Source organism: Salinibacter sp. (genome assembly GCF_036626415.1).
GTDB lineage: Bacteria > Bacteroidota > Rhodothermia > Rhodothermales > Salinibacteraceae > Salinibacter.
Window position 1 is genome coordinate 1 of sequence record NZ_JAZKRW010000043.1, and the last position, 21,131, is coordinate 21,131.

Below are 21,131 nucleotides of genomic sequence, written 5' to 3' on the forward strand. Positions count from 1 at the left end.
CAGGCGATAAATACTCTCACGCATCACGCGCCACGAATCATTCGGCCTCCTCGTCCTCCCGCTTCGTCCGGGCGTAGAGCTCCGTGATGACGGACGCGAGCAGCTCCGGCTGTTCCTCGGAGAGCTCTCTGACCAGCGGAATGAAGTCCTCAACGCTAGGCCCCTCCTCGTTGGACGAGAGATCGGCGTCGGCGTAGCGCTCCTGGAGCAGTTCGCGGGCCTCGCTGTGCGGATCCTCGGGGAGCTCGGCCTTCTCAAGCTCGATGTCGTAGGTGTTGGCCATCCGCTTCAGTTCGTACTCGTCCTCGTGGGTGGAGAGGACGATCGTTGTGCCCTCCTCGCCGGCGCGGGCGGTGCGGCCGGAGCGGTGGATGATGTACTCGTGGTCCTGGGGCACGTCGTAGATGAAGACGTGGCTCAGGTCGGACACGTCGATGCCGCGAGCCGCCACGTCCGTCGCCACGAGAAGGCGAAGTTTCCCCTCACGTAGGTGATCGAGGGCCTTCTCCCGGTCGCGCTGGGAAAGGTCCCCGGACATCTCGTCGACGTCGTAGCCCTTGTTGGCGAGAAACTTGTTGAGATAGCTTACCTCCCGCTTCGTGTTGGCAAAGATGAGGGCCGACTCCGGCTCCTCCAGCTCCAGCAGCTGCGCCATCACCCGATCCTTGTCCATCGGGTTCACCAAATAGTAGCGGTACTCGTTCTCTTCTACGCTCACCTTGTCGGTACTGAGCGAGAGGAAGCCCGGGTCGTCCAAGAACTCACGCGCCACCGACCGCACCTTCGGCGGCATGGTGGCACTGTACATGTACGAGACGCGGTCCCCCGGCACGTGCTCGACGATGTCTTTCATGTCCGGGTAGAAGCCCATCGACAGCATCTCGTCGGCCTCGTCGAGCACCAGCATGCGGAGGGTACTGGCGTCGAAGTTGTCCTTCTTGATGTGGTCGAGGATGCGGCCGGGCGTGCCGATAACGACCTGCGCGCCGTTCTTGAGGCCGTCGATCTGGGGCTGGTACCCGACGCCGCCGTAGATGAGAACGGCCTCCATCCGGTTCGTGCGCGGCGTCGCGATCTTCATCTGCTCGAACTCCTCGTGGATCTGCCGCGCCAGCTCCCGAGTGGGGGTGAGGATGAGAACCTGCTGCTCCTCTTTGTCCGGATTCACCAGGTCGAACAGTGGCAGCAGGAAGGCGCCGGTCTTGCCCGACCCGGTCTGGGACTGTACGATCAGGTCGCGCCCGTCGAGGGTGTAGGGGATGGCCTTCCGCTGCACGTCCATGAGCTCCGTCCAGCCGGCGGCGTGCACCGCCTGCTCCATGTGGCCGGACAGCTCGTCCACCGTCACCTCGTCGAGGGGCGGGTCCGGTTCGTGCAGCTCCGACCCCACCTCGTCGCGGCGCCGCTCCTTCTGGGCCTCGGAGGTCAGATCGATGACGTTCGTATACTTGCTCTGCGAGATGTCGTCAGCCATGCGGCAGGCGGCTCGGGTTCGAGTTGGGGGTGTCGAAAAGGAAGAGCGGTGGCCCTCGTGGCGTCGTGTCATCGAATGGACAGCCGGAACAGTCGCCCGCCCAGAGGGACAATTGCAATACGCGACCCCTCTTCCGATCGATCCTCTCGTTCCTTAACAGAGTGCAAAAAGCGAGAACTGCACCTGCTGGTCTGTCCATTCTCAGTCTGTGCGTCTCCGGCGCGGGCTCACAATTCCAGGGCAGGCCGCTCTGAGCATCGGCGAAGCGCCTCTTCGACGACGGCGGGATTCTCGAAGAGACCGTTCGCGTTCGCTCACGAGGACGGGGCAGCGCTCGAACGTTGAAGTCGCACACACTCGCGCATCTCTGCCTGAGGCTGCACTACATCGAGAGCCCCCCGTTTACGTGGAGCACGTGCCCCGTGATGTAGTCGGACGCCGGTGCGGCCAGAAACAGGACGGCCTCGGCAATCTCGTCGGGGGTGGCGAGCCGGTCGAGTGGCACGGCGTTGAGAATTTCCTCGCGGGTGTCGGCGTCCAGCTCGTCGGTCATGTCGGTCTGGACGTACCCCGGCGCCACCACGTTCACCGTCACGTTGCGGCCGCCCAGCTCTTTGGCGAGGCTCTTCGAAAAGCCGACGATGCCGGCCTTGGAGGCGGCGTAGTTGGTCTGGCCCGCGTTGCCCGTGGTGCCGACGACAGAGGAGATGTTGACGATTGAGCCGCTCTGCTGGCGCATCATGGGCATGTACGCCGCCTTGCAGAAGTTGAACGTTCCCTTCAAATTCGTGTCGATCACGTCGTCCCAGTCGTCCTCCCCCATGCGGAGCAGGAGCCCGTCCCGGGTGATGCCGGCGTTGTTGACGAGCACGTCGAGCGCCCCGAAGCGCTCCGTGACGGCATTGACATGGTCCTGGGCAACGTCCAGATCGGCCACGTCCCCCTGGAGCGACAACGCCTCCGTACCCTGTTCCTCGAGGGCCGTGACGAGATTGGCCGCTGCGTCGGTCGACGTGCGAAACGTGAACGCGACGTTGGCCCCGGCCTCGGCGAAGGCATCGACGAGGGCGCGTCCGATGCCGCGCGTGCCGCCGGTGACGAGGACCGTAGCGCCGTGGAGGTCGACCCGCATGGTGGAGAGCTGCGTACTGTGAGCGGTGTGGTGTGGAGGGGTCCCGCCGCCATCGGGTCTGGAAGATTGGGAATCCCCTTCAGAAAGGCAAGGCCCTTCCCCCACACTTCTCACAGCAATGCCCCAGCCGTCACGAAGCGAGAGTCGGGCCCGGGCTGCCGGGTCGACTCGTACACGGGCCGGGCTCTTCAAGGCGAGCCGGCCTTCGTCGCAGGACCCAGCGCCCCAAGGCCCCGCCGGGAAGCGTCTCTCTTCGCGCCCTGGGCCGTTTTCGACTCGTTCCACCGCCACGCAAATTCTTGGCGCGCCCCTCCGCCCGTCTGGCGAACGCGGAGCGTCATCCTCGACGCGTCCGCGAGAATGTCGGTTCCTTCCACCGTCCGAGGAAAATAGAGCGAATTGCGGCGGTACAGCACGGTCCGTCCCCCTGTCACGAAGGCTTCTCGGAGGGGGCCGTGGTCCGACTGGACGGGACGGTATCGTTCCTCCCCCACACGCAGCTCGGTCCGGGCGCCAGGCCCCGTGATGATGCCGTTCCGGCCCCGCTCCACAAACCAGTACACGTCGATGTGGATCGTCTTGGCGTACTCTGCGCGCCGCTGGGCGATCATCTCTCGGGCCCGTTCCTTCTGAAGAGAGAGCACCCCCATTTCGGGCTGGAGCGACATGAGCGAGAGCTCGAGGCTCCAAAAGGTCGCGTAGGTGCGACTTCGGAAGCTGCGCCCCGGGCCGATGTTCTGGAAACTGCTGGACCACTTTTCGGTGAGCGACTCGAAGTCACGCTCGACCTCGAACTGAATCTTGCCATCGCTCTCCGAAATGGTGAGGGCCTTTAGGGAGTCGGGATGGTGGTCCACGGTTCGCTCTGCCGGCAAGAACCGCTGAGAGATTTCCCCCTCGTCGACCGAATAGGTATCGCCCCCGCTACATCCCACGAGCAGCACCGCTGCGAGCCACAGTCCGACGGGCCAGCGACACGACGCGAGAGAGGACGAGGCGGGGACACCCATGGGACCGAGACGGTTCGGACAAAGGCCGACACGCAGGTTCTGCAACGTGTAGGGTATAGCACTCATCCCCCGTGCGCGCGTTCCTCGCCGCGAGGCTCCCCTACGTTCCGGCTAGGTGTTCGATCTCGTCGGGGGTGCCGGCCCCCATCGTCTCGACCTCTTCCTCCAGCGTGCGGCCCACGAGCCCCTGCAGCACCTCTCCCGTTCCGACCTCCACGAAGCGGACGGCCCCATCTTCCTGCATGCGGCGGAGCGTGGGCGCCCACCGGACCGGAGAAAGAAGCTGCTCCGTGAGGCAGCGCCGAATCTCGTCGGGATCCGTCGTCGGCTCGGCCGTTACGTTCGGGTACACCGGGCAGCGGGGCGGGTCGATGGTCACTGCGTCGAGCACCTCCGCAAGGCCCTCCCGCGCGTACTCCATGAGGGGCGAGTGGAAGGCCCCGCTCACCGGCAGCGGCAGGGCGCGTCCTTGCACCGCCTCCGTGGCCCGCTCAACCGCCCCCACGTCCCCGGAAATGACAATCTGGCCCGGGGCGTTGTAGTTTGCGGGCTGGACGACCCCGTCTCCGGCCGCCGAGACCTCTTCGCAGACCTCTTCGACGTGGGCCGCATCGGGTCCGAGGACGGCCGCCATGCGGCCCGGGCGGCGCTCTCCGGCCTCGCTCATGAGCTCTCCGCGTCGGCGCACCACGCGCAGCCCGTCTTCGAACGACAGGGCGCCCACCGCCGCCAGGGCGCTGTACTCCCCGAGGCTGTGCCCCGCCGCCATGTCGGGCGCCAGGCCGCGTGCCTCGAGCACCGCCATCGCCGCCAGGCTGTGCGTGTAGAGGGCCGGCTGCGTGATTTCTGTCTGCTTCAGCCTCTCTCCCGCCGCGTCCGCGTCTGCCTCCAGCCCAAACATCAGTGCGAGGAGGTCGACGTCGAGGATCTCGGTGGCAGCCTCGAAGCGGGCCCGGGCCTCCTCGTGCTGCTCGTAGAGCTCGTGCCCCATCCCGACGGCCTGCGAGCCCTGTCCGGGAAAGAGAAATGCGGTCGCCATGTCACGGTCGGAGTGCGAAGTTCGAGAGTTGCGTGGGGTCAAAATGGACGCAGACGATAGATTCCCTCATTCCCCTCCCCACCGTCAGCCGTAGGCCCAGGTGAGGTGGCCGGCCCCCCAGGTCAACCCGCCCCCGAAGGCCGTCACGATGAGATCGTCGCCGCGCGCCAGCTCGTCCTCCCAGTCGTACAGGCACAGCGGAATCGTCGCGGCCGTGGTGTTGCCGTAGCGGTCGATGTTGACCATCACCTGGTCGGACGAGAGCCCCAGCTGCTTGGCCGTCGCGTCGATGATGCGCTGGTTGGCCTGGTGCGGCACGAGGTAGTCCACGTCGTCGCCGTCGAGGCCATTGCGGTCCAGCACCTCTCCGCACACGTTCGCCATCCGGTTCACGGCGAGCTTAAAGACCTGCCGCCCCTCCTGTTGGAGATAGTGCATGTGGGCGTCGACGGTCTCGTGGGTCGGCGGGTTGAGACTGCCGCCGCCCTGCATGCGCAACAGGTCGCTGTGCTCCCCGTCCACGTGGTTCACCGCGTCGTGAAGGCCCGCCTCCTCATCGGCCTCGAGCACCACCGCCCCCGCCGCGTCTCCAAAAAGGATGCAGGTGGTGCGGTCCGTGTAGTCGACGATCGAGCTCATCTTGTCGGCCCCAATCACGAGCACCGTCTCCGCCTGGCCCGTCTCGACGAACTGCGCGCCCGTCGTGAGCGCGTAGATAAAGCCACTGCACGCCGCCGACAGGTCGAACCCCCACGCGTTGGACGCCCCGAGGTTGTCCTGCACGAGACAGGCCGTGGCCGGGAAGAGCATGTCGGGCGTCACCGTGGCCACGACGATCAGGTCCACCGCGTCCGGCCCGATCCCACGTTTGTCGAGGGCCTCCCGGGCGGCCTCGGTCGCCATGAAGGCCGTTGCCTTGCCGTCGTCGCCCAGAATGCGTCGCTCCTGGATGCCTGTTCGGGTGCGAATCCACTCGTCGCTGGTCTCCACCATCGCCTCCAGGTCCCCGTTCGTGAGCCGCGTCTCGGGCAGATAGTGGCCGACGGAGGTGATGGCGGCCTGGCGAGATGAGGGCGAGGGAGAAGGCATGAGACAACCGGACAGTGCGAAAAAGACGGGACCCGGATTGGGCGCTACACAGTGGACGCCCGAAACGCTTCTTCCAGAGCGTGGGCAACGCGCTCGGTGGCGACCGTGCGGGCGGAGTGAATCATTTGCGCGATGACGTCCGGCGACGAGCTCCCATGCCCCACGAGCACGTTTCCGTTGACCCCGAGGAGCGGGGCCCCGCCGAGCGACTCCGGATCGAAGCCCTCACGCACTTCGTCGAGCACGCCCGCCACGAGCTGTTGCTCCTCGGGCGCAAGGCCCTGGCGTTCCATCTCCTGCTGGCACATCTCCGACAAGACCGTCGACATGCTCTCCCCGAACTTTAAGAGGGCGTTGCCAACGAATCCGTCGCAGATAATGATGTCGGCGGCGTAGAAGAGCAGATCGCCCCCCTCCACGTTGCCGGCGAAGTGGACGTCGGTCGCGTCTTCGAGCAGTTCGTGCGCCGCCTTTACCTGGTCGTTGCCTTTGCCGGGCTCTTCACCGATATTGAGGAGTCCCACCGACGGCGGGTCGGCCTTGAGGACCTGGCGTGCATAGACGGTGCCCATCCGGGCAAACTGGAGGAGGTGGACCGGCTTGCAGTCGACGTTGCTTCCAATATCAAGGACGACGGAGGACCCCCTGAGGGTCGGAAAGAACCCGGCAATGGAGGGCCGCTCCACGCCCGGAATCCGCTGCAAAATAAACATGGACGCCGCCATGATGGCGCCCGTATTGCCGGCACTCACGAACGCGTCGGCGTGGCCGTCGTGGTGGGCCGCAAGGCCGCGGTGAATCGACGAGTTGGGCTTCTTCTTCACGGCGGTCGACGGCGCCTCTCCCATCCCAATCGTTTCCGGGGCGTCAACAATGTCAAGACGCTCCTCTGGGGCTTCTGGACGCGACGCAAGGAGGTCCTGAATGCGCTCCTCGGGCCCCACGAGAAGCACCGACAACTCGTTCTCCGTCTGGTGAAGGGCCTGGATGGCCCCCTCCACGACCGCTTCCGGGGCGTCGTCGCCCCCCATTGCGTCTACTGCGATGCGCGATGCTGCCATACGAACCGTCCGTGTGTCTGCCAGAGCGTGCATGCGGGGGAAGCGACGGCCGCCCCGCCGAACTGGAGATCACTTCTCGATACGTCCCGAAAAGCGTGGCGGCATGTCGGCGGAAACATAGGCGTGCACGGCGACAATCGCCGGGCATGCTCTCGCATTCGGAACGAAGACCCGACAAAAAAACGGGTGCCCTGCATGCGTGCTCGGGGGCACCAACGCGGCGGGGCCCGGCCCCTGTCGGCGAGAGAACACCTGGCAAGTGCGCACCAGTTTCCTACGCCATCAACTCATCGGACGGCTCAATAACTTGTCGCCCCCGGTAGTGCCCGCAGTGCTTGCAGGCCCGGTGCATCACCTTCGGATTGCCGCAGTTGTTGCACTCCATAAGCTGGGGCGGTTCCAGCTCGTTGTAATACGTCGAGCGACGTTTCCGGGTGCGAGACTTCGAATGTCGTCGTTTCGGGACAGCCATGACTCAAGATCGTCGGGACAATGAGCGTCGGATTCAGGGCGGAATGCCATCAAGCGTACTGGGAAAAGGCTTCGGTATGATGGAGGGACCGCCCCCGGTGTTCAGCCCCCCAGGCTCATTTCGCCTAGAATTTACACCCCAACAGGGTGCTTGGACCCGGCCCTTGCGCCCCTACTCTTCGTCTTTCAACTCCTCCAGGGCACTCCAACGGGGATCAGCGGGGGCATCGTCCTCGTCGGCATCGTCGGCCGCTCCGAATTCCTGCTCGATGGGCGCATCCTCGGCCCCGGGGGCGATGCGGCGCTGCGGAATGGAAAGAAGGAGCGTGTCGCGCACCACCTCTGTGAGATCAATCTCCCGGTCGGACGCCGTAAACGGCCGCACCTCCTCAAATTCTTCCCCCTCCTGCCCCACCATCGACGGCGGCCCAAAGAGCACGTTGTACTGCCCCTCCAGGGCCTCGTCGTAGGGCTGAAGGGTACGATCGCACGTCAGTTCGGCCGTCGCCGTCGCGTGCAACTTCGCGAGGATGCGGTCACGGTGATACTGCAGCTCCACGTCGACCTGCAGGTCCCGGAAGGTGGAGGGGTCCAGGTTGACCTCGCCGGCGGAGGGGGCGAACTCCAGGCGATGGATGCCCGTCGAAAGAGACGTGACGTCGATGGTCAGCATGCGCCCGCTCAATTCCGTTTGATCAGCCTGAAAAAGCCCGGCTGTAATGAAAATCTCTGCCCAACGTTCCCTTCCATGCAATTTGGCAGGGAGCTCTGCCCCTCCTCTCCCACCGCCCCCCTCCGTCAAGATTACAGGAATCCCTTCGACACACGAAAACTTGGTCAGGCGCCGTCCGTGGTAGAGTGACTGCAATAAATGTTTCGACGTGGGGGCCCGCTCACGTCTTAGGCGTAAGCCTCTGTTCTCTTGAGCGGATGCATGGGCTGGCCCTTCTTCGTGCTTAGGCTTCGTGCTTGGGCGGACCGCTCTTCGTGGCCCCCTACTTTCGTGGCCCCCTACTTGTGCGCCCACGTCGCTCTCCGGACCTGCGCCAACCGACGGACCCCGACCGATGGACACGCAAAGCTTCAAAACTTTCAACGCCAAGCCGGACGAGGTGGAACGCGACTGGTACGTCGTGGACGCCACGAACAAGGTCGTGGGCCGTCTCGCCTCTCAGGTCGCCCGCGTGCTCCGCGGCAAGCACAAGCCCACCTTCACGCCGCACGTGGACACGGGCGATCACGTGATTGTCGTGAACGCCGACAAGGCCCGGTTCACGGGCAAGAAGGAGCAGCAGAAAGACTACCACGAGCACAGTGGCTACCCGGGCGGTGATCGTGCTCGCTCTCCGGAAGAGGTGCGTGAGAACAAGCCCACGTACATCATCAAGCAGGCCGTGGAGGGCATGCTTCCTACGGGCCCCCTTGGACGGGACACCTTCAAGAAGCTGAAGGTCTACGCCGGCCCGGACCATCCCCACGAGGCCCAGCAGCCCGAGCCGCTCGAAAACGCGTGACGCCCTGTCCGCCCTTTTGCCGACGTATTTTTCTGAAACCCCGATTTCTCTCATGCCCAAGATGACTCAGTATCAGGCCATTGGGCGCCGGAAGACATCCACGGCGCGCGTGTATCTGCGTCCGGGCGATGGATCCAGCTTCGTGGTCAACGGAGAAGACGCCGAGGACTACTTCCCGGTCACCTGGCGCCGCCGCACGCTTGATCAGCCGTTCGACGTGACCGATACCATCGGTCAGTTCAACGTAAAGGTCAACGCCTCTGGGGGCGGCCTTACCGGACAGGCCGAAGCCATTCGGCTCGGCATCGCCCGGGCACTCGTCGAGTACGACGAGGAACTGCGCGGGCCCCTTCGTGACGCCGGCTATCTGACCCGCGACGACCGGATGGTCGAGCGCAAGAAGTACGGCCAGCCCGGCGCCCGCAAGAAGAGCCAGTACAGCAAGCGTTAGTCAGTTGCGAATTGCGAGGGGCGAGTGTCGAGTGGGGTCCACCCGGCGTTCGACAATCGCAATTCGAGGCTGCACCAATCAACCATACGGCCCGATGTGACAGTGGGTTGACCGTGGGCAGATACGGTTTCGCTGCGCAGGCGACGGTCGTAGTAGCGCAAACCCAATCTCCCACGCATTTGCAGACCCCATTATGGCAGACGAGACGACTACGGAAACTCCGGACGTTCAGGACGAGGAGAACACTGAAGAGGGCGCCGCCCAAGCCCCTGAAGACGCCGCCCCCGATTCCACGGACGCGGATGCCTCCGCAGGCGACGACGAGGCCTCCGATGAGGCCGATGAGGACGGCAGCGACGCCACGACGCAGCCCCCCTCCCCCGACGCGGACACCGCCTCAGAGGAGCCGTCTTCGGCGGACGAGGCGGCGGACAAGGAAGAAACGTCCCACCGCGTGACCATCGAGGAGCTCTTGAAGGCCGGGGCGCACTTTGGCCACCTGACGAGCCGGTGGAATCCGCGCATGGAGAAATACATCTTCATGGAGCGGAATAACATTCACATCATTGACCTGATGCAGTCCCAGGTCCTCCTCGACGAAGCGGCCGAGGCGGCCAAGCGATTTGCACAGCGCGGCAAGAAAATTCTCTTCGCCGGCACCAAGAAGCAGGCCGAAGACATTGTCCGCGAGCACGCCGAGGAGTGTGGCATGCCCCACATGGTCGACCGCTGGCTAGGCGGCACCATGACCAACTTCCAGACAATCCGGAAGTCGATCCGCCGCATGGAAGAGATCGAGCGGATGGACCGGGACGGCACGCTCGACAAGTTGAAGAAGAAGGAGAAGCTGATGCGGCTCCGCGAGCACGAAAAGCTTGAGGAGACGCTCGGCGGCATCCGCGACATGGCCAATCTTCCCGGGGCCATCTACATCGTTGACGTACAGCGGGAAGACATCGCGGTGAGCGAGGCCAACAACCTCGGCATCCCGATTATTGCGATGGTGGACACCAACGGAAACCCGAAGAACATCGACTACCCGATCCCGGTCAACGACGACGCGCTGAGCTCGATCGAACTGGTGACGTCCACCCTCACCGACGCCGTTCAGGAGGGCCTGCACGAGCGCCGGATGCAGCAGGAAGAGAAAAAGAAGGCGGCTGCGCAGGGCTAGCGCCTCCTCCGCTCTCGTGCTGCCCGTTTCACCCGATTCCTCCCCGACCGACGAGACATGAGCGTATCTGCCAAACAGGTAAAAGAACTGCGCGACGCCACCGGCGTCGGCATGATGGACTGCAAAGAGGCCCTGCAGGAGACCGACGGAGACTTTGACGAGGCCGTGAGCCTGCTCCGCAAGAAGGGGCAGGAGGTTGCCTCCGACCGGGCCGCTGCAGAGGCCGACGAAGGCCTCGTGGTGACGGCCCTCTCCGACGAGGGCCACGCCGGCGCCATCGTCGAGATTAACTGCGAGACGGACTTCGTGGCCCGCAACGACGACTTTCAGTCGTTCTCCAATACAGTGGCGGAGCGGGTCCTCAGCGAGACCCCCGACGACTTGGACGAGCTTGAGGCCCTCACCTACGAGGACGACGTCACGATCGAGGACGAACTGGTCGCCCTCACCGGCCGCATCGGCGAAAAGCTCACGATCCGCCGCTTCGACGTGCTCGAGAGCGAGGACGGACAGATCATCTCGTACGTCCACCCGGGCTCGAAGCTCGGCGTGCTCGTGGAGGTACACGGCGACGGGGAGGTGGACGAGGCCGGACGAGACGTTGCCATGCAGGTGGCCGCCCTCGAGCCGATCGCCGTAACGCGGGGCGAGGTGCCCGAGGAGGTCAAGGAAGAGGAGCGCGAGGTGGCACGCGAGTCGGCCATCAATGAGGGAAAGCCCGAGCATGTCATCGACAACATTGTAGAAGGCAAGCTCGAACGCTTCTTCGAGGACCACGTGCTGATGGAGCAGGCCTTCGTGAAGGACTCGTCGGTCTCGGTGAAGGAAATGCTCGACGAGGCCGGGCTCTCGGTGGCCCGCTTCACGCGCTACGCCCTCGGCGACTGACGACGGGGGCTTCTCGTTCTGCCGGGATCGCATCGGAGTGCCATCGCTCTCGCCTCGGCAGAGTGGCCGGCACGGCCCGCTCTGCTGTCCGCCCCTGCCGCCTCTGCCTCTTCGCTTCGAGGAAGGGGCCGCCGCCCACCCACACAGCAACCCCGAACGCGCACCCAGCGGTGCATCCCCCATGAGTGCCTCTTCCGACGACGGACCGGATCCCTCCCTCCATCACCAGCGCGTGCTACTGAAACTCAGCGGGCAAGCCCTGCTGGGTGGGCGGGAGTTCGGCATCGACGAGACCGTTCTCCGCACCTACGCGAACGAGGTGAAGACCGCCGTGGAGGCCGGGGCCGAAGTGGCCGTCGTCATCGGCGGCGGCAACATCTTTCGGGGCGTGGAGCACGCCATGGAGGGCATGACGCGTGCCCATGCCGACTACATGGGCATGCTGGCAACCATGATCAATGGCATGGCGCTCCAGGATGCCTTCGAGCAGGTCGATCTCGTGACGCGCCTGCAGTCGAGCATCAAGATGGAGGAGATCGCCGAGCCGTTCATCCGCCGCCGCGCCATTCGTCACCTCGAGAAGGGACGCGTCGTCATCTTCGGGGCCGGCACCGGCAATCCATACTTCACGACCGACACCGCCGCGGCCCTCCGCGGCCTGGAGATCGACGCCGACGTGATCCTGAAGGGCACCCGGGTGGACGGCATCTTTACGGCAGACCCGGAGGAAGACCCGTCTGCCGAGCGCTTCGAACAAATCCACGGCCAGGAGGTCATTGAGCGCGACCTCCGCGTCATGGACATGACCGCCCTCACGCTCTGTCAAGAGTCGAAAATGCCGATTATCGTGTTCAACATGGGCACGCCAGACAACCTGCAGCGTCTGCTCAAGGGAGAAACCGTGGGCACCCGCGTGCATTGGGACGAGGAAAAGGCCGCTACCGAGCGCGTCCCGGCCTGACGGAGGCCGCCCGTGTCCCTCTTTCGCTTCCCTCACCAACCGCCTGCTCACCCATGCCCGACGACCCCATTCAGGACATTCTGGACGAGGCCGACGCGGAGATGGAAGAATCGGTGTCGTACCTGCGCTCGGAGCTCCGCACGATTCGGGCCGGCCGGGCCTCCCCCGCCATGCTCGAGAACGTGACGGTTGAGTACTACGGCTCGCAGACGCCCCTGGAGCAGGTGGCCAGCGTGAGCGCCCCGCAGCCCGACCTCATCGTGGTGCAGCCGTTCGACCGCAGCGCGATCGAAAACATCGAACGGGGCATCATGAAGGCCGACTTGGGCCTGAACCCGAGCAACGACGGGGAGACGATCCGCATTCCCATCCCGCCCCTCTCCGAAGAGCGGCGCGAAGAGCTTGTGGAAACCAGTCGCGAGCGGGCCGAGGACGCCAAAATTTCGATCCGCAACGTCCGCCGCGACGCCAAAAATGAGATCCAGCACGTCGTGGAGACGGAGAACCTCTCGGAGGACGTGCTTTACGGGGCGGAGGAGGATCTTCAAGAAATCACCGACACCCACACCGGGCGCGTGGAGGCGCTTCTTGAGCAGAAAACCGAACAGATCATGGACGTTTGACGAGGCCGACGCGGAGACGACGAGCGCATTCTCCTCGTCCGTTCTTCTTGGCCCGGTGTTTCCGGAGGGGTGACCGAGTGGTCGAAGGTGCTCGCCTGGAAAGCGAGTGTGCCGTTTACACGGTACCGAGGGTTCGAATCCCTCCCCCTCCGCCGTCTACGTTGCGTCCGCCCCTTGAAGCACCGAGTCCCCCGTGGGCTCGGCTTTTTCTGATTTGATTCGCTCCATCCTGCGTTGCGCGTTTGGAGGAGGGCGCGCTCACCGGACGCAGGCCGCCGGATGCGCAACGCCGACCGCTTACCACTCCACCCCCCAGAGGCTTCTCTTCTATGATTCGCAGCATGACGGGCTTCGGGCGCGGCCACGCCAGCACCGAGGACGCCTCGGCGACCGTCGAAATTCAGTCGACGAACAAGCGCCACCTCAACATCTTCGTCCACCTTCCCGACCCACTTCCCGAGGCGGAGTCGGACGTGCGGATGCAGATGAAGGAGGCGTTCGAACGGGGCCAGTTCGACGTCAATGTCTCCGCCGAACTGAAGGGCGCGGACCCCCTCCCGGTCGACGTGGACGCCGACGTGGCGATGCACCACAAGCAACGCCTGGAGCAGCTCGCCGCGGCCGCGCAGATCGAAGCGCCCATTCGGCTCGACCATCTGCTGGAGTTTGAGGACATCTTTGCGGGGGAGGAGGAGCGGGAGGCCGCCAAAATCCAGCGCGCGTGGCCGGCCGTGACGCAGGCCCTCGACGCCGCGATCGACGACCTGCGGGCCATGCGGCGCGAGGAGGGCGACGCCCTGCGCGACGACCTGGAGCAACGCACCCGCGCGATCGACGACCACCTCGACGCCATCGAGGCGCGGGCCCCCACTCGCGTGGAGGAACGCCAAGCGCAGCTCCGCGAGCGCCTCGAAGAACTTCTGGACGACGAGCACCTCGATCCCGACCGGCTCGAAACCGAGATCGCCCTTCTGGCCGACAAGCTCGACGTGACGGAGGAGTGCGTCCGCCTCCACTCCCACCTAAAGATGTTTCGGGAGGCCCTCGACGCCGACGAGCCGTCGGGCCGAAAGCTCAAGTTCATCACCCAAGAAATCCACCGCGAGGCCAACACGATCGGCGCCAAGGCCGACGACGAGGTGATCTCTCGGCGGGCCGTGGGAATGAAGGAAGAGATCGAAAAAATTAAGGAGCAGATTCGCAACGTCGAATAGACTACTGGTTGAGAGTTGTGGGTTGGGGGTTTTGAGTTTGCCCCCCGAATCCTCAACCCAAAACGCTCAACCCCCAACACTCATCCCCATGCCCGACCGCAACATCGTTGTACTCACGGCCCCGAGCGGCGCCGGCAAGACCACCATCGCCCATCGGGTGCTGGAGTCGATGCCGGACATGCAGTTTTCCGTGTCGGCCACGACGCGGGCCCCGCGCCCCGACGAGACCGACGGGGTGGACTACCACTTCCTCTCTACGGACGAATTTCGGGCCCGGATCGACGCCGGGGACCTGCTCGAGTACGAAGAGGTGTACCCCGACCAGTTTTACGGCACGCTCCGCTCAGAGGTCGAAAATCGGGCCGACGAGGGGCCCGTGCTGCTCGACATCGACGTGAAGGGCGCCCTCAACGTCAAGCGCATCTTTGGCGACGACGCCCTCGTGCTGTTCGTCGCGCCCCCGTCGCTCGACGAACTGCAGCGTCGCCTCGAAGGACGAGGCACCGAGGACCGTGAATCCCTCCAGGACCGACTCGATCGAGTCGAGCACGAACTGGACAGGGCCGACGACTGCGACGCCGTGATCGTGAACGATGACCTGGACGTCGCGGTCGAGGAAACCCTCACCCGAATTCGTCAGTTTCTACGTTCGTAATTGCGACCACGAGACACAACCACAGGACACGGCGCGTGGTTGACAACGGCAGCGGACAGCGCCCCGTCTGCCCCTCGGTCGCCAAACCGCACGTACTCCCGGAGCCCGCCACGCTGCGCCTTCACCTTCTTTCGAAGCAGCCCCCATTGTATCATGGCAATCGAAACGCTGGACCTTGACGAGCTGGCCGAGAAGACCGGCAACCTCTACGAAACCGTCGCCATCCTGTCGAAGCGGTCGCGACAGGTGGCCTCCGACACACGCTCGGAGCTCGACGACAAGCTCTCCTACTTCGAGGGCTTCGGTCCGGAAATGGAGGACGCCCGCATGCAGGAAGAGCAGGAGAAGGTCTCCCTCGAGTATGAGAAGGAGCCGGAACCGACGGAGGTCGCCATCGACGAGTTTCTCGAAGACAAGATTTACTACCGCAAGCCCGACGACGAATAGTCGCCTGCGTCCCGCGTCCTCACGCAGCCCGGGTCGGCGCGCGTTTTCTCCGAACGGTTTTGCCGCCGCCCTGGCGATACGCTGCGGCCCCGAGTCCCAAATCCGGCTGGTGATGTGCCGCTCCGCATGCTCGCGGGACGGGGGATCGCCGACCGGATTTTCGTTTCTTCGTTGCCCCTCTCCCTGCGATGCCTGCCTCCCCCGACCTGTCTGAACGCCACGTGGTGCTGGGGGTCACGGGCAGCATTGCGGCGTACAAAGCCGCACCGCTCGTTCGGCTATTGAAAAAGGCCGGGGCCGCGGTGCGGGTGCTGATGACGCCAGATGCTGAGCGTTTTGTGACGCCGCTCACGCTTGGAACGCTGTCCGAAGGAGAAGTGCTCACGGATGTCTTTCCGGAGAATGAGGACGGCTCGTGGACCAAGCACGTGACCCTGGGAGAGTGGGCCGACCTGTTCGTCGTGGCCCCCGCCACGGCCCAAACGATCGCCAAGCTGGCCCACGGCTTCTGCGACTCGATGCTCACGGCCACGGCCCTTTCGGCCCGCTGCCCGCTGCTGGTGTGCCCGGCGATGGACCGGGAGATGTACCGCCACGCCGCCACGCAGGACAACCTGGACCGGCTGCGCGAGATTGGGTACGAGATCCTGCCCGCCGCCCACGGCGAGCTCGCAAGCGGACTCGTGGGGCAGGGCCGCATGCCCGAGCCCGGTGTCATTCTCGAACGTGTGGCCGAAATCGTTGCGGGGACCGACACGAACGAAGGACCCAGCGCCCCCCCCCTCGCCGGCAAGACCGTCCTCGTAACCGCCGGCCCGACGCGCGAGCCGATTGATCCGGTCCGCGTCCTCACGAACCCGTCGACGGGCACGATGGGCTATGCCCTGGCCAAGGCCGCGGCGGGGCGCGGCGCGTCGGTGACGCTCGTGACGGGCCCCACGTCCCTCTCCCCACCCTCGGGCGTCGAGGTCGTGTCCGTCCAAACAGCCGACGAGATGAACGACGCCGTACAGGCGCGGCGCACAGGCGCCGACTACGTGTTCATGGCCGCCGCGGTGGCCGACTATACACCGACGGATCCGTCCCCGTCAAAGCGCAAAAAGACGGACGAGGGCCTCGTGTTGCACCTCCGCCGAACCCCCGATATCCTGAAAACACTCGGGGACCACGCGCGGCCCGACCAGGTGCTCGTGGGCTTTGCGCTGGAGACGGACGATGCCCTCGAGAATGCCCGACGCAAGCTAAAGAAAAAGAACCTGGACTGGATTGCCGTCAACAACCCGACGGAAGACGGTGCCGGCTTCGGCCCCACGAACCGGGTGACCCTCCTCCGACACGACGGGCCTTCTGAAGAGCTGCCGCTCATGCCCAAAGCCGAGGTGGCGGACGCCCTGCTCGATCGCGTCTGCGCCGCCCAGGAAGAACGCACGTCGTAGCCCCCCTGCCCCCTTCCGACTCGATGAACGAGCTTCTCCGCGACCTCCGAGCCATCGTTGAACACGAGCGGGCGCTCCACGGCGATCTACTTCCTCTTCCCGCCACGAAAGAGGACCCGTCGTCTTCGTCCGCCGATCCCTCCCCTGCCGACACCGGCACGCCTTCACACACTGCCCCCGACGACGCCGCATCCGATCCCGACATGCCCAACTACGACCTGTTCGGCAACCAAGTCGACCCCGCTGAAGACCCATCGCTCCCCCCTTCGGAGCGCATCGAGGCCCTCATCCCCGACGATGCTCCGTACAAGGACGCCGACACGCTGGACGAGGTGGAGCAGTACCTCGCCGATACCGTGCTCGTGCCCATCGACGAGGACCGCGAGAATCCGGTCTTTGGGGTCGGTGACCCCGCGGCCGACCTCGTCATCATCGGAGAGGCCCCTGGGCGCAACGAAGATGAGGAGGGCGAGCCGTTTGTCGGTCGGGCCGGGCAGCTCCTCGACAAAATTCTCGACGCGATTAACTTCAAGCGGGAGGACGTCTACATCACCAACATTCTGAAGAGCCGTCCCCCGCGCAATCGCGATCCGAAGTCGGAAGAGGTTGACGCGCACCTGCCGGTGCTCTACAAGCAGATCGCCCTGATCCGTCCGAAGATCATTCTCACTGTGGGCAAGGTGGCCGGCAACACGTTGTTGGACCGGAGCTCCTCCCTCTCCAACCTGCGCGACCAGGAGCACGACTTCTACGGCATTCCCCTGATGGCGACCTACCACCCAGCCGCGCTCCTGCGCAACTCACAGTGGAAGCGGCCCACGTGGGAGGACATGAAGCTGCTCCGCACCCGATACGACCAGTTGACGGACGAAACTTGATCGCCCCGATGCCGGTCCCCTTTGTCCGGGGATCGCTCCCCGACTCTGGACCCCGAGACCGGACGCACGCCTCTTTCCCCAAGTCCCTTTCCCTCGTTCATGGCTGAAAGCGACGGCTCCCAGCGATTTAACATCGACGAGTCGTCCCGGTCGTCCTATCCCCTCGAGAAAATGCGAGGCGGCTCGGGCAAGCAGCAGCGCAAACAGGCCGAGGCCATCCATGAACAATCGGGCCGCGTGCCGCCGCAGGCCGTCGACGTGGAGAAGTCCGTGCTGGGGGCGATGCTCATCGAGCGGGAGGCCATTCCGCAGGTGATCGAGATTCTCCCGTCGGAGGCCTTCTACGAGGCCAAACACCAGAAAATTTACGCGGCGATCCAGGATCTCTTCGAGCGGGGCAATCCCGTCGACCTCGTCACCCTTACCGAAGAGATGCGGCGGCGGGACAACCTGGACGCCATCGGGGGGGCGTACTACCTGACCGAGCTGACCACACAGGTCGCCTCCGCCGCCAATGTGGAGTACCATTCCCGCATCATCGCGGAGAAGTCGCTGCTCCGCAAGATGATCGAGACGATGACGTCGGTCGTGCAGAAGGCCTACGACCCGGGGGCCGACGCCTTCGAACTGCTCGACGAGGCGGAGAGCAAGATCTTTCAGATCTCGGACAACCAGCTCCGCAAGGCCGCCGCGCCGATGAACGAGGTGGTCAAGGACACCCTGGAGCGCCTCGAGACCATCCACGGCCAGGACGGCGGCATCACGGGCGTGCCCAGCGGCTTCCCTAAGCTCGACGACCTGACGAGCGGCTGGCAGGACTCCGACCTCATCATTATTGCGGCCCGGCCGTCAATGGGGAAGTGCCTCGGCAAGGGGACCCCGGTGATGATGTACGACGGTCGTACGAAACCGGTAGAAGAGGTCGAGGTGGGCGACCGTCTTGTGGGCGACGACGGGGCGCCCCGAACGGTCCAGTCTCTGGCCCGAGGCCGCGAACAGATGTACTGGGTGCGCCAGAACCGGGGAATGGACTACCGCGTGAACGAGAGCCACATCCTTTCTCTCAAGAAGAGCCGTCGGGAGGGGAAGTGCGCGCGTGGTGAGGTGACCGATATCTCTGTCCGCGACTATCTCGAGCAATCAGACAAGTGGAAAGACGACAACAAGGGCTTCAAGGTCGCAGCGGAATTCCCCGAACAGCCTGCACCGCTCGATCCGTACCTTCTGGGCCTGTGGCTCGGGGACGGAAAATCAGACAGCGCCCGCATCTATACGACCGATGAGGCCGTCGTCTCGGAACTGCACACGGTTGCCAAGGGGCGAGGAGATACGATTAGCACCTACGATGAGCACCGGGCTTGTCCCGCCTATCTCGTCAAAAGCGGAGGCCGCGGAGGGGACATGTCCACCCGTACCTCCGTGCAGGGGGCCCTCCGTACCCTGGGGGTTCTGAACGACAAGCACATCCCCCAGCTCTACCTCGGCAACTCTCGAGAGAAGCGACTCCGATTGCTGGCCGGCCTCATCGACAGCGACGGCCACCTCAACGACGGATACGGCGGGACCTACGAAATCACGCAGTCGAAGGAGCGGCTGGCCCGAGACATCAAATTCCTGTGCGACACGCTCGGCTACCGAACCTCACTAACGCAGAAAACGGCCCGGATTGCAGAAACGGGCCATGCGTCCGAGGTCCATCGTGTCCGATTCAACGGAAACGTCGACGAGATTCCGGTCCGAGTTGAGCGCAAGCAAGCCGACCCCTGGACTGATTTCCGCGACTGGCGGGTGACGGGAATCAAGATCGAACCCGACGGGGTGGGAAACTACTACGGCTTCACGCTCGACGGGAACGGCCGATTTCTGCTGGGAGACGGGACGGTCACACACAACACCGCCTTCGCGCTCGCGTCCGCCCAGAACGCCGCCACGCACCCGGAGCACTCGACGGGCGTAGCGATCTTTTCGCTGGAGATGGGGGCGCAGCAGCTTGCCCAGCGCATGCTGACCTCCGAGGCCCGTGTGGACGCCCACCGGGCCCGCACAGGCCGCATGAAGGACGACGACTGGCAACGCCTGGCCCGGGCGGCCGGGGCCCTCAGCGACGCCGACATTTACATCGACGACACGCCGGGCCTCAGCGTGCTGGAGCTCCGCGCCAAGTGCCGCCGCCTGAAGGCGGAGCACGACCTTGGGCTCGTGGTGGTCGACTACCTGCAGCTCATGCAGGCCTCCGGGGCCAACTTGCGTAGCGGGGCCAACCGCGAGCAAGAGATTGCCCACATCTCCCGCTCGCTCAAGGGGCTGGCCAAGGAGCTCGACATCCCCGTTATCGCCCTCTCTCAGCTCAACCGCGCCGTCGAAAACCGCGGGGGCGACAAGCGACCTCAGCTCTCGGACCTGAGAGAGTCGGGCTCCATCGAGCAGGACGCCGACGTGGTGTCGTTTATCTACCGCGCCGAGCGCTACGGCATCACCGTCGACGAGCAGGGCAATTCCACCGAAGGCATCGCCGAGATTATTGTGGGCAAGCAGCGCAACGGCCCCATCGGCTCCGTCGAACTGGCCTTCGTCAACCAGTATGCCCGGTTCGAGCCCCTCACCACGCAGTATGACAATTCCGGAGGCGGGCCCCCGCAGGGGGACGGCTCGGCGCCTATGCCCCCCTCCGACGGAAACGCCGGGGGCAACGGCAACTCATTCGAGGACGATGCGCCGTTTTAATCCGCCGTTTGGTGGGCCCGACTGCGCTCCTCGTTCCTGGGCCTCGTTCCGACGCCCGCGGACCGGATTGCCTCCTGGTGCCCCCCTGGGGGACCGACGGAAGAATTCTGTGAAGGGGCCTGAACGACAAAAAACGCCCGCCGGGCCGAACCCAGGGGCGTTGGAAGCAGAGGTGACGGGCGGATTCGAACCGCCGTAGGAGGCTTTGCAGGCCTCTGCCTGACCACTCGGCCACGTCACCAGTCAGGTTGTTTGGAGTTATGCAATGACCGTCTTCGCCGTCGAGTTCCTCGCGCGGGCCTCCCATGGGATCAGCGGGAAGTACGCCCGGCAGGATTCGAACCTGCGACCTGCAGATTAGAAGTCTGCTGCTCTATCCAACTGAGCTACGGGCGCAGGTCGGGACTCCGGGGCCGCCGACAGTGCCGGCGGCAAGACGGAATTGGTCGGGGCGGCCGGATTCGAACCGGCGACCACCTGCCCCCAAAGCAGGTGCGCTGCCAGACTGCGCCACGCCCCGCGTGGCGGCAAAGGCCGATTTAGGTTAGCTCTTTGGCCTCTTCAAGCTCGTCCTCAACGTCGTCGAGGGGAATAATTTTTTCTCGGAAGCCGTAGTTGCCGTCGTCTTTTTCTTCGGCAACGATGAGCTTCGCCATTTTGCGCGAGGCTGTGTTCTGGTCTGCCATGGCTTATTTCTTCTCTCGGTGAAGGGTGTGCTTCTGAAGGACGGGGTTGTATTTCATGAGCTCGAGCCGGTCGGAGGTATTCTTCCGGTTCTTCGTCGTGTGGTAGCGCGACGTGCCCGGCTCCTCCGTGCACTCGAGTATGACTTGAACGCGGTCGCCTGTAGCCATCGGACTGGGGGGTTGATTTGCCAAGCTGCGGGGGGG

22 protein-coding genes and 4 tRNA genes are annotated in these 21,131 nt (G+C 64.7%); 13 read left to right on the top strand and 13 right to left on the bottom strand.

The features are described 5' to 3' along the window. Positions 1-37: 37 nt before the first annotated feature. The 8 genes from V5A20_RS06580 to V5A20_RS06615 all read right to left on the bottom strand — a co-directional run bounded on the left by V5A20_RS06580 (position 38) and on the right by V5A20_RS06615 (position 7,949). Positions 38-1,474 carry a DEAD/DEAH box helicase gene (locus tag V5A20_RS06580; RefSeq protein WP_332314876.1) on the bottom strand — a complete coding sequence of 479 codons (1,437 nt, stop codon included), beginning with the start codon at positions 1,472-1,474 and terminating at the stop codon, positions 38-40. 382 nt (positions 1,475-1,856) lie between these two features. Beyond that, positions 1,857-2,606, bottom strand: coding sequence for a 3-oxoacyl-[acyl-carrier-protein] reductase (gene fabG / locus V5A20_RS06585; RefSeq protein ID WP_332314877.1), 750 nt, complete (start codon positions 2,604-2,606; stop codon positions 1,857-1,859). A gap of 188 nt (positions 2,607-2,794) precedes the next feature. Next, positions 2,795-3,616, bottom strand: coding sequence for a hypothetical protein (locus V5A20_RS06590; protein WP_332326954.1), 822 nt, complete (start codon positions 3,614-3,616; stop codon positions 2,795-2,797). A 100-nt stretch (positions 3,617-3,716) separates the two neighbouring features. After that, complete coding sequence (fabD, locus tag V5A20_RS06595; RefSeq protein WP_332326955.1) at positions 3,717-4,655, bottom strand: ACP S-malonyltransferase; 939 nt, start codon at positions 4,653-4,655, stop codon at positions 3,717-3,719. Between the two features lie 84 nt (positions 4,656-4,739). After that, complete coding sequence (locus V5A20_RS06600; protein ID WP_332314880.1) at positions 4,740-5,744, bottom strand: beta-ketoacyl-ACP synthase III; 1,005 nt, start codon at positions 5,742-5,744, stop codon at positions 4,740-4,742. Between the two features lie 44 nt (positions 5,745-5,788). Further along, positions 5,789-6,805, bottom strand: a complete 1,017-nt coding sequence (gene plsX, locus V5A20_RS06605; RefSeq protein ID WP_332314881.1) for a phosphate acyltransferase PlsX — start codon at positions 6,803-6,805, stop codon at positions 5,789-5,791. Positions 6,806-7,079: 274 nt separating this feature from the next. After that, positions 7,080-7,277, bottom strand: a complete 198-nt coding sequence (rpmF, locus tag V5A20_RS06610) for a 50S ribosomal protein L32 (protein ID WP_103006008.1) — start codon at positions 7,275-7,277, stop codon at positions 7,080-7,082. Between the two features lie 171 nt (positions 7,278-7,448). After that, positions 7,449-7,949 (bottom strand): YceD family protein, encoded by a 501-nt coding sequence (locus tag V5A20_RS06615; RefSeq protein ID WP_332314882.1) that lies wholly within the window; start codon positions 7,947-7,949, stop codon positions 7,449-7,451. Positions 7,950-8,343: 394 nt separating this feature from the next. Here V5A20_RS06615 and rplM point away from each other — a divergent pair, with 394 nt between their 5' ends. The 13 genes from rplM (at position 8,344) to dnaB (ending at position 20,241) form a co-directional block, all read left to right on the top strand. Further along, positions 8,344-8,790: a 50S ribosomal protein L13 gene (gene rplM, locus V5A20_RS06620; RefSeq protein WP_332314883.1), complete on the top strand. Its 447-nt coding sequence runs from the start codon at positions 8,344-8,346 to the stop codon at positions 8,788-8,790. Positions 8,791-8,851: 61 nt separating this feature from the next. After that, the gene (gene rpsI, locus V5A20_RS06625) at positions 8,852-9,241 is read left to right on the top strand and encodes a 30S ribosomal protein S9 (RefSeq protein WP_332314917.1); all 390 of its coding nucleotides are present in this window, start codon (positions 8,852-8,854) and stop codon (positions 9,239-9,241) included. A 193-nt stretch (positions 9,242-9,434) separates the two neighbouring features. Further along, entirely contained in the window at positions 9,435-10,415 is a 981-nt protein-coding gene (gene rpsB, locus V5A20_RS06630) for a 30S ribosomal protein S2 (RefSeq protein WP_332326956.1), read from the top strand. 57 nt (positions 10,416-10,472) lie between these two features. Next, on the top strand, positions 10,473-11,303 hold the full coding sequence (gene tsf / locus V5A20_RS06635; protein ID WP_332314885.1) for a translation elongation factor Ts: 831 nt from the start codon (positions 10,473-10,475) through the stop codon (positions 11,301-11,303). Positions 11,304-11,484: 181 nt separating this feature from the next. After that, positions 11,485-12,264, top strand: coding sequence for a UMP kinase (gene pyrH, locus V5A20_RS06640; RefSeq protein ID WP_332314886.1), 780 nt, complete (start codon positions 11,485-11,487; stop codon positions 12,262-12,264). Positions 12,265-12,317: 53 nt separating this feature from the next. After that, the gene (gene frr / locus V5A20_RS06645; RefSeq protein WP_332314887.1) at positions 12,318-12,887 is read left to right on the top strand and encodes a ribosome recycling factor; all 570 of its coding nucleotides are present in this window, start codon (positions 12,318-12,320) and stop codon (positions 12,885-12,887) included. Positions 12,888-12,950: 63 nt separating this feature from the next. Further along, positions 12,951-13,039, top strand: a tRNA-Ser gene (locus V5A20_RS06650). A gap of 177 nt (positions 13,040-13,216) precedes the next feature. Continuing rightward, the gene (locus V5A20_RS06655; protein WP_332314888.1) at positions 13,217-14,101 is read left to right on the top strand and encodes a YicC/YloC family endoribonuclease; all 885 of its coding nucleotides are present in this window, start codon (positions 13,217-13,219) and stop codon (positions 14,099-14,101) included. An 88-nt stretch (positions 14,102-14,189) separates the two neighbouring features. Further along, positions 14,190-14,756 (top strand): guanylate kinase, encoded by a 567-nt coding sequence (gene gmk / locus V5A20_RS06660; protein ID WP_332314889.1) that lies wholly within the window; start codon positions 14,190-14,192, stop codon positions 14,754-14,756. Between the two features lie 153 nt (positions 14,757-14,909). Continuing rightward, the gene (locus V5A20_RS06665; protein WP_332314890.1) at positions 14,910-15,203 is read left to right on the top strand and encodes a DNA-directed RNA polymerase subunit omega; all 294 of its coding nucleotides are present in this window, start codon (positions 14,910-14,912) and stop codon (positions 15,201-15,203) included. A 188-nt stretch (positions 15,204-15,391) separates the two neighbouring features. Further along, positions 15,392-16,639: a bifunctional phosphopantothenoylcysteine decarboxylase/phosphopantothenate--cysteine ligase CoaBC gene (gene coaBC, locus V5A20_RS06670; RefSeq protein ID WP_332314891.1), complete on the top strand. Its 1,248-nt coding sequence runs from the start codon at positions 15,392-15,394 to the stop codon at positions 16,637-16,639. A 23-nt stretch (positions 16,640-16,662) separates the two neighbouring features. Beyond that, positions 16,663-17,517 carry a uracil-DNA glycosylase gene (locus tag V5A20_RS06675; RefSeq protein ID WP_332326957.1) on the top strand — a complete coding sequence of 285 codons (855 nt, stop codon included), beginning with the start codon at positions 16,663-16,665 and terminating at the stop codon, positions 17,515-17,517. 99 nt (positions 17,518-17,616) lie between these two features. Continuing rightward, positions 17,617-20,241: a replicative DNA helicase gene (gene dnaB, locus V5A20_RS06680; RefSeq protein ID WP_332314893.1), complete on the top strand. Its 2,625-nt coding sequence runs from the start codon at positions 17,617-17,619 to the stop codon at positions 20,239-20,241. A 170-nt stretch (positions 20,242-20,411) separates the two neighbouring features. Here the strand turns inward: dnaB and V5A20_RS06685 are convergent. The 5 genes from V5A20_RS06685 to rpmG all read right to left on the bottom strand — a co-directional run bounded on the left by V5A20_RS06685 (position 20,412) and on the right by rpmG (position 21,095). After that, positions 20,412-20,482: transfer RNA gene (locus V5A20_RS06685), tRNA-Cys, on the bottom strand. Between the two features lie 81 nt (positions 20,483-20,563). Then, positions 20,564-20,637 (bottom strand) — tRNA-Arg (locus V5A20_RS06690). 47 nt (positions 20,638-20,684) lie between these two features. Then, positions 20,685-20,761, bottom strand: a tRNA-Pro gene (locus V5A20_RS06695). A gap of 19 nt (positions 20,762-20,780) precedes the next feature. After that, positions 20,781-20,927, bottom strand: coding sequence for a hypothetical protein (locus tag V5A20_RS06700; RefSeq protein WP_332326958.1), 147 nt, complete (start codon positions 20,925-20,927; stop codon positions 20,781-20,783). A 3-nt stretch (positions 20,928-20,930) separates the two neighbouring features. Next, on the bottom strand, positions 20,931-21,095 hold the full coding sequence (gene rpmG, locus V5A20_RS06705) for a 50S ribosomal protein L33 (RefSeq protein WP_011402813.1): 165 nt from the start codon (positions 21,093-21,095) through the stop codon (positions 20,931-20,933). Positions 21,096-21,131: the final 36 nt, after the last annotated feature.

What these genes read in the sequence shown, in the direction of transcription:
- V5A20_RS06580 (WP_332314876.1), bottom strand. Translation starts at nt 1,474, where the DNA reads ATGGCTGACGACATCTCGCAGAGCAAGTATACGAACGTCATCGATCTG.
- fabG (WP_332314877.1), bottom strand. Translation starts at nt 2,606, where the DNA reads ATGCGGGTCGACCTCCACGGCGCTACGGTCCTCGTCACCGGCGGCACG.
- V5A20_RS06590 (WP_332326954.1), bottom strand. Translation starts at nt 3,616, where the DNA reads ATGGGTGTCCCCGCCTCGTCCTCTCTCGCGTCGTGTCGCTGGCCCGTC.
- fabD (WP_332326955.1), bottom strand. Translation starts at nt 4,655, where the DNA reads ATGGCGACCGCATTTCTCTTTCCCGGACAGGGCTCGCAGGCCGTCGGG.
- V5A20_RS06600 (WP_332314880.1), bottom strand. Translation starts at nt 5,744, where the DNA reads ATGCCTTCTCCCTCGCCCTCATCTCGCCAGGCCGCCATCACCTCCGTC.
- plsX (WP_332314881.1), bottom strand. Translation starts at nt 6,805, where the DNA reads ATGGCAGCATCGCGCATCGCAGTAGACGCAATGGGGGGCGACGACGCC.
- rpmF (WP_103006008.1), bottom strand. Translation starts at nt 7,277, where the DNA reads ATGGCTGTCCCGAAACGACGACATTCGAAGTCTCGCACCCGGAAACGT.
- V5A20_RS06615 (WP_332314882.1), bottom strand. Translation starts at nt 7,949, where the DNA reads ATGCTGACCATCGACGTCACGTCTCTTTCGACGGGCATCCATCGCCTG.
- rplM (WP_332314883.1), top strand. Translation starts at nt 8,344, where the DNA reads ATGGACACGCAAAGCTTCAAAACTTTCAACGCCAAGCCGGACGAGGTG.
- rpsI (WP_332314917.1), top strand. Translation starts at nt 8,852, where the DNA reads ATGACTCAGTATCAGGCCATTGGGCGCCGGAAGACATCCACGGCGCGC.
- rpsB (WP_332326956.1), top strand. Translation starts at nt 9,435, where the DNA reads ATGGCAGACGAGACGACTACGGAAACTCCGGACGTTCAGGACGAGGAG.
- tsf (WP_332314885.1), top strand. Translation starts at nt 10,473, where the DNA reads ATGAGCGTATCTGCCAAACAGGTAAAAGAACTGCGCGACGCCACCGGC.
- pyrH (WP_332314886.1), top strand. Translation starts at nt 11,485, where the DNA reads ATGAGTGCCTCTTCCGACGACGGACCGGATCCCTCCCTCCATCACCAG.
- frr (WP_332314887.1), top strand. Translation starts at nt 12,318, where the DNA reads ATGCCCGACGACCCCATTCAGGACATTCTGGACGAGGCCGACGCGGAG.
- V5A20_RS06655 (WP_332314888.1), top strand. Translation starts at nt 13,217, where the DNA reads ATGATTCGCAGCATGACGGGCTTCGGGCGCGGCCACGCCAGCACCGAG.
- gmk (WP_332314889.1), top strand. Translation starts at nt 14,190, where the DNA reads ATGCCCGACCGCAACATCGTTGTACTCACGGCCCCGAGCGGCGCCGGC.
- V5A20_RS06665 (WP_332314890.1), top strand. Translation starts at nt 14,910, where the DNA reads ATGGCAATCGAAACGCTGGACCTTGACGAGCTGGCCGAGAAGACCGGC.
- coaBC (WP_332314891.1), top strand. Translation starts at nt 15,392, where the DNA reads ATGCCTGCCTCCCCCGACCTGTCTGAACGCCACGTGGTGCTGGGGGTC.
- V5A20_RS06675 (WP_332326957.1), top strand. Translation starts at nt 16,663, where the DNA reads ATGAACGAGCTTCTCCGCGACCTCCGAGCCATCGTTGAACACGAGCGG.
- dnaB (WP_332314893.1), top strand. Translation starts at nt 17,617, where the DNA reads ATGGCTGAAAGCGACGGCTCCCAGCGATTTAACATCGACGAGTCGTCC.
- V5A20_RS06700 (WP_332326958.1), bottom strand. Translation starts at nt 20,927, where the DNA reads ATGGCAGACCAGAACACAGCCTCGCGCAAAATGGCGAAGCTCATCGTT.
- rpmG (WP_011402813.1), bottom strand. Translation starts at nt 21,095, where the DNA reads ATGGCTACAGGCGACCGCGTTCAAGTCATACTCGAGTGCACGGAGGAG.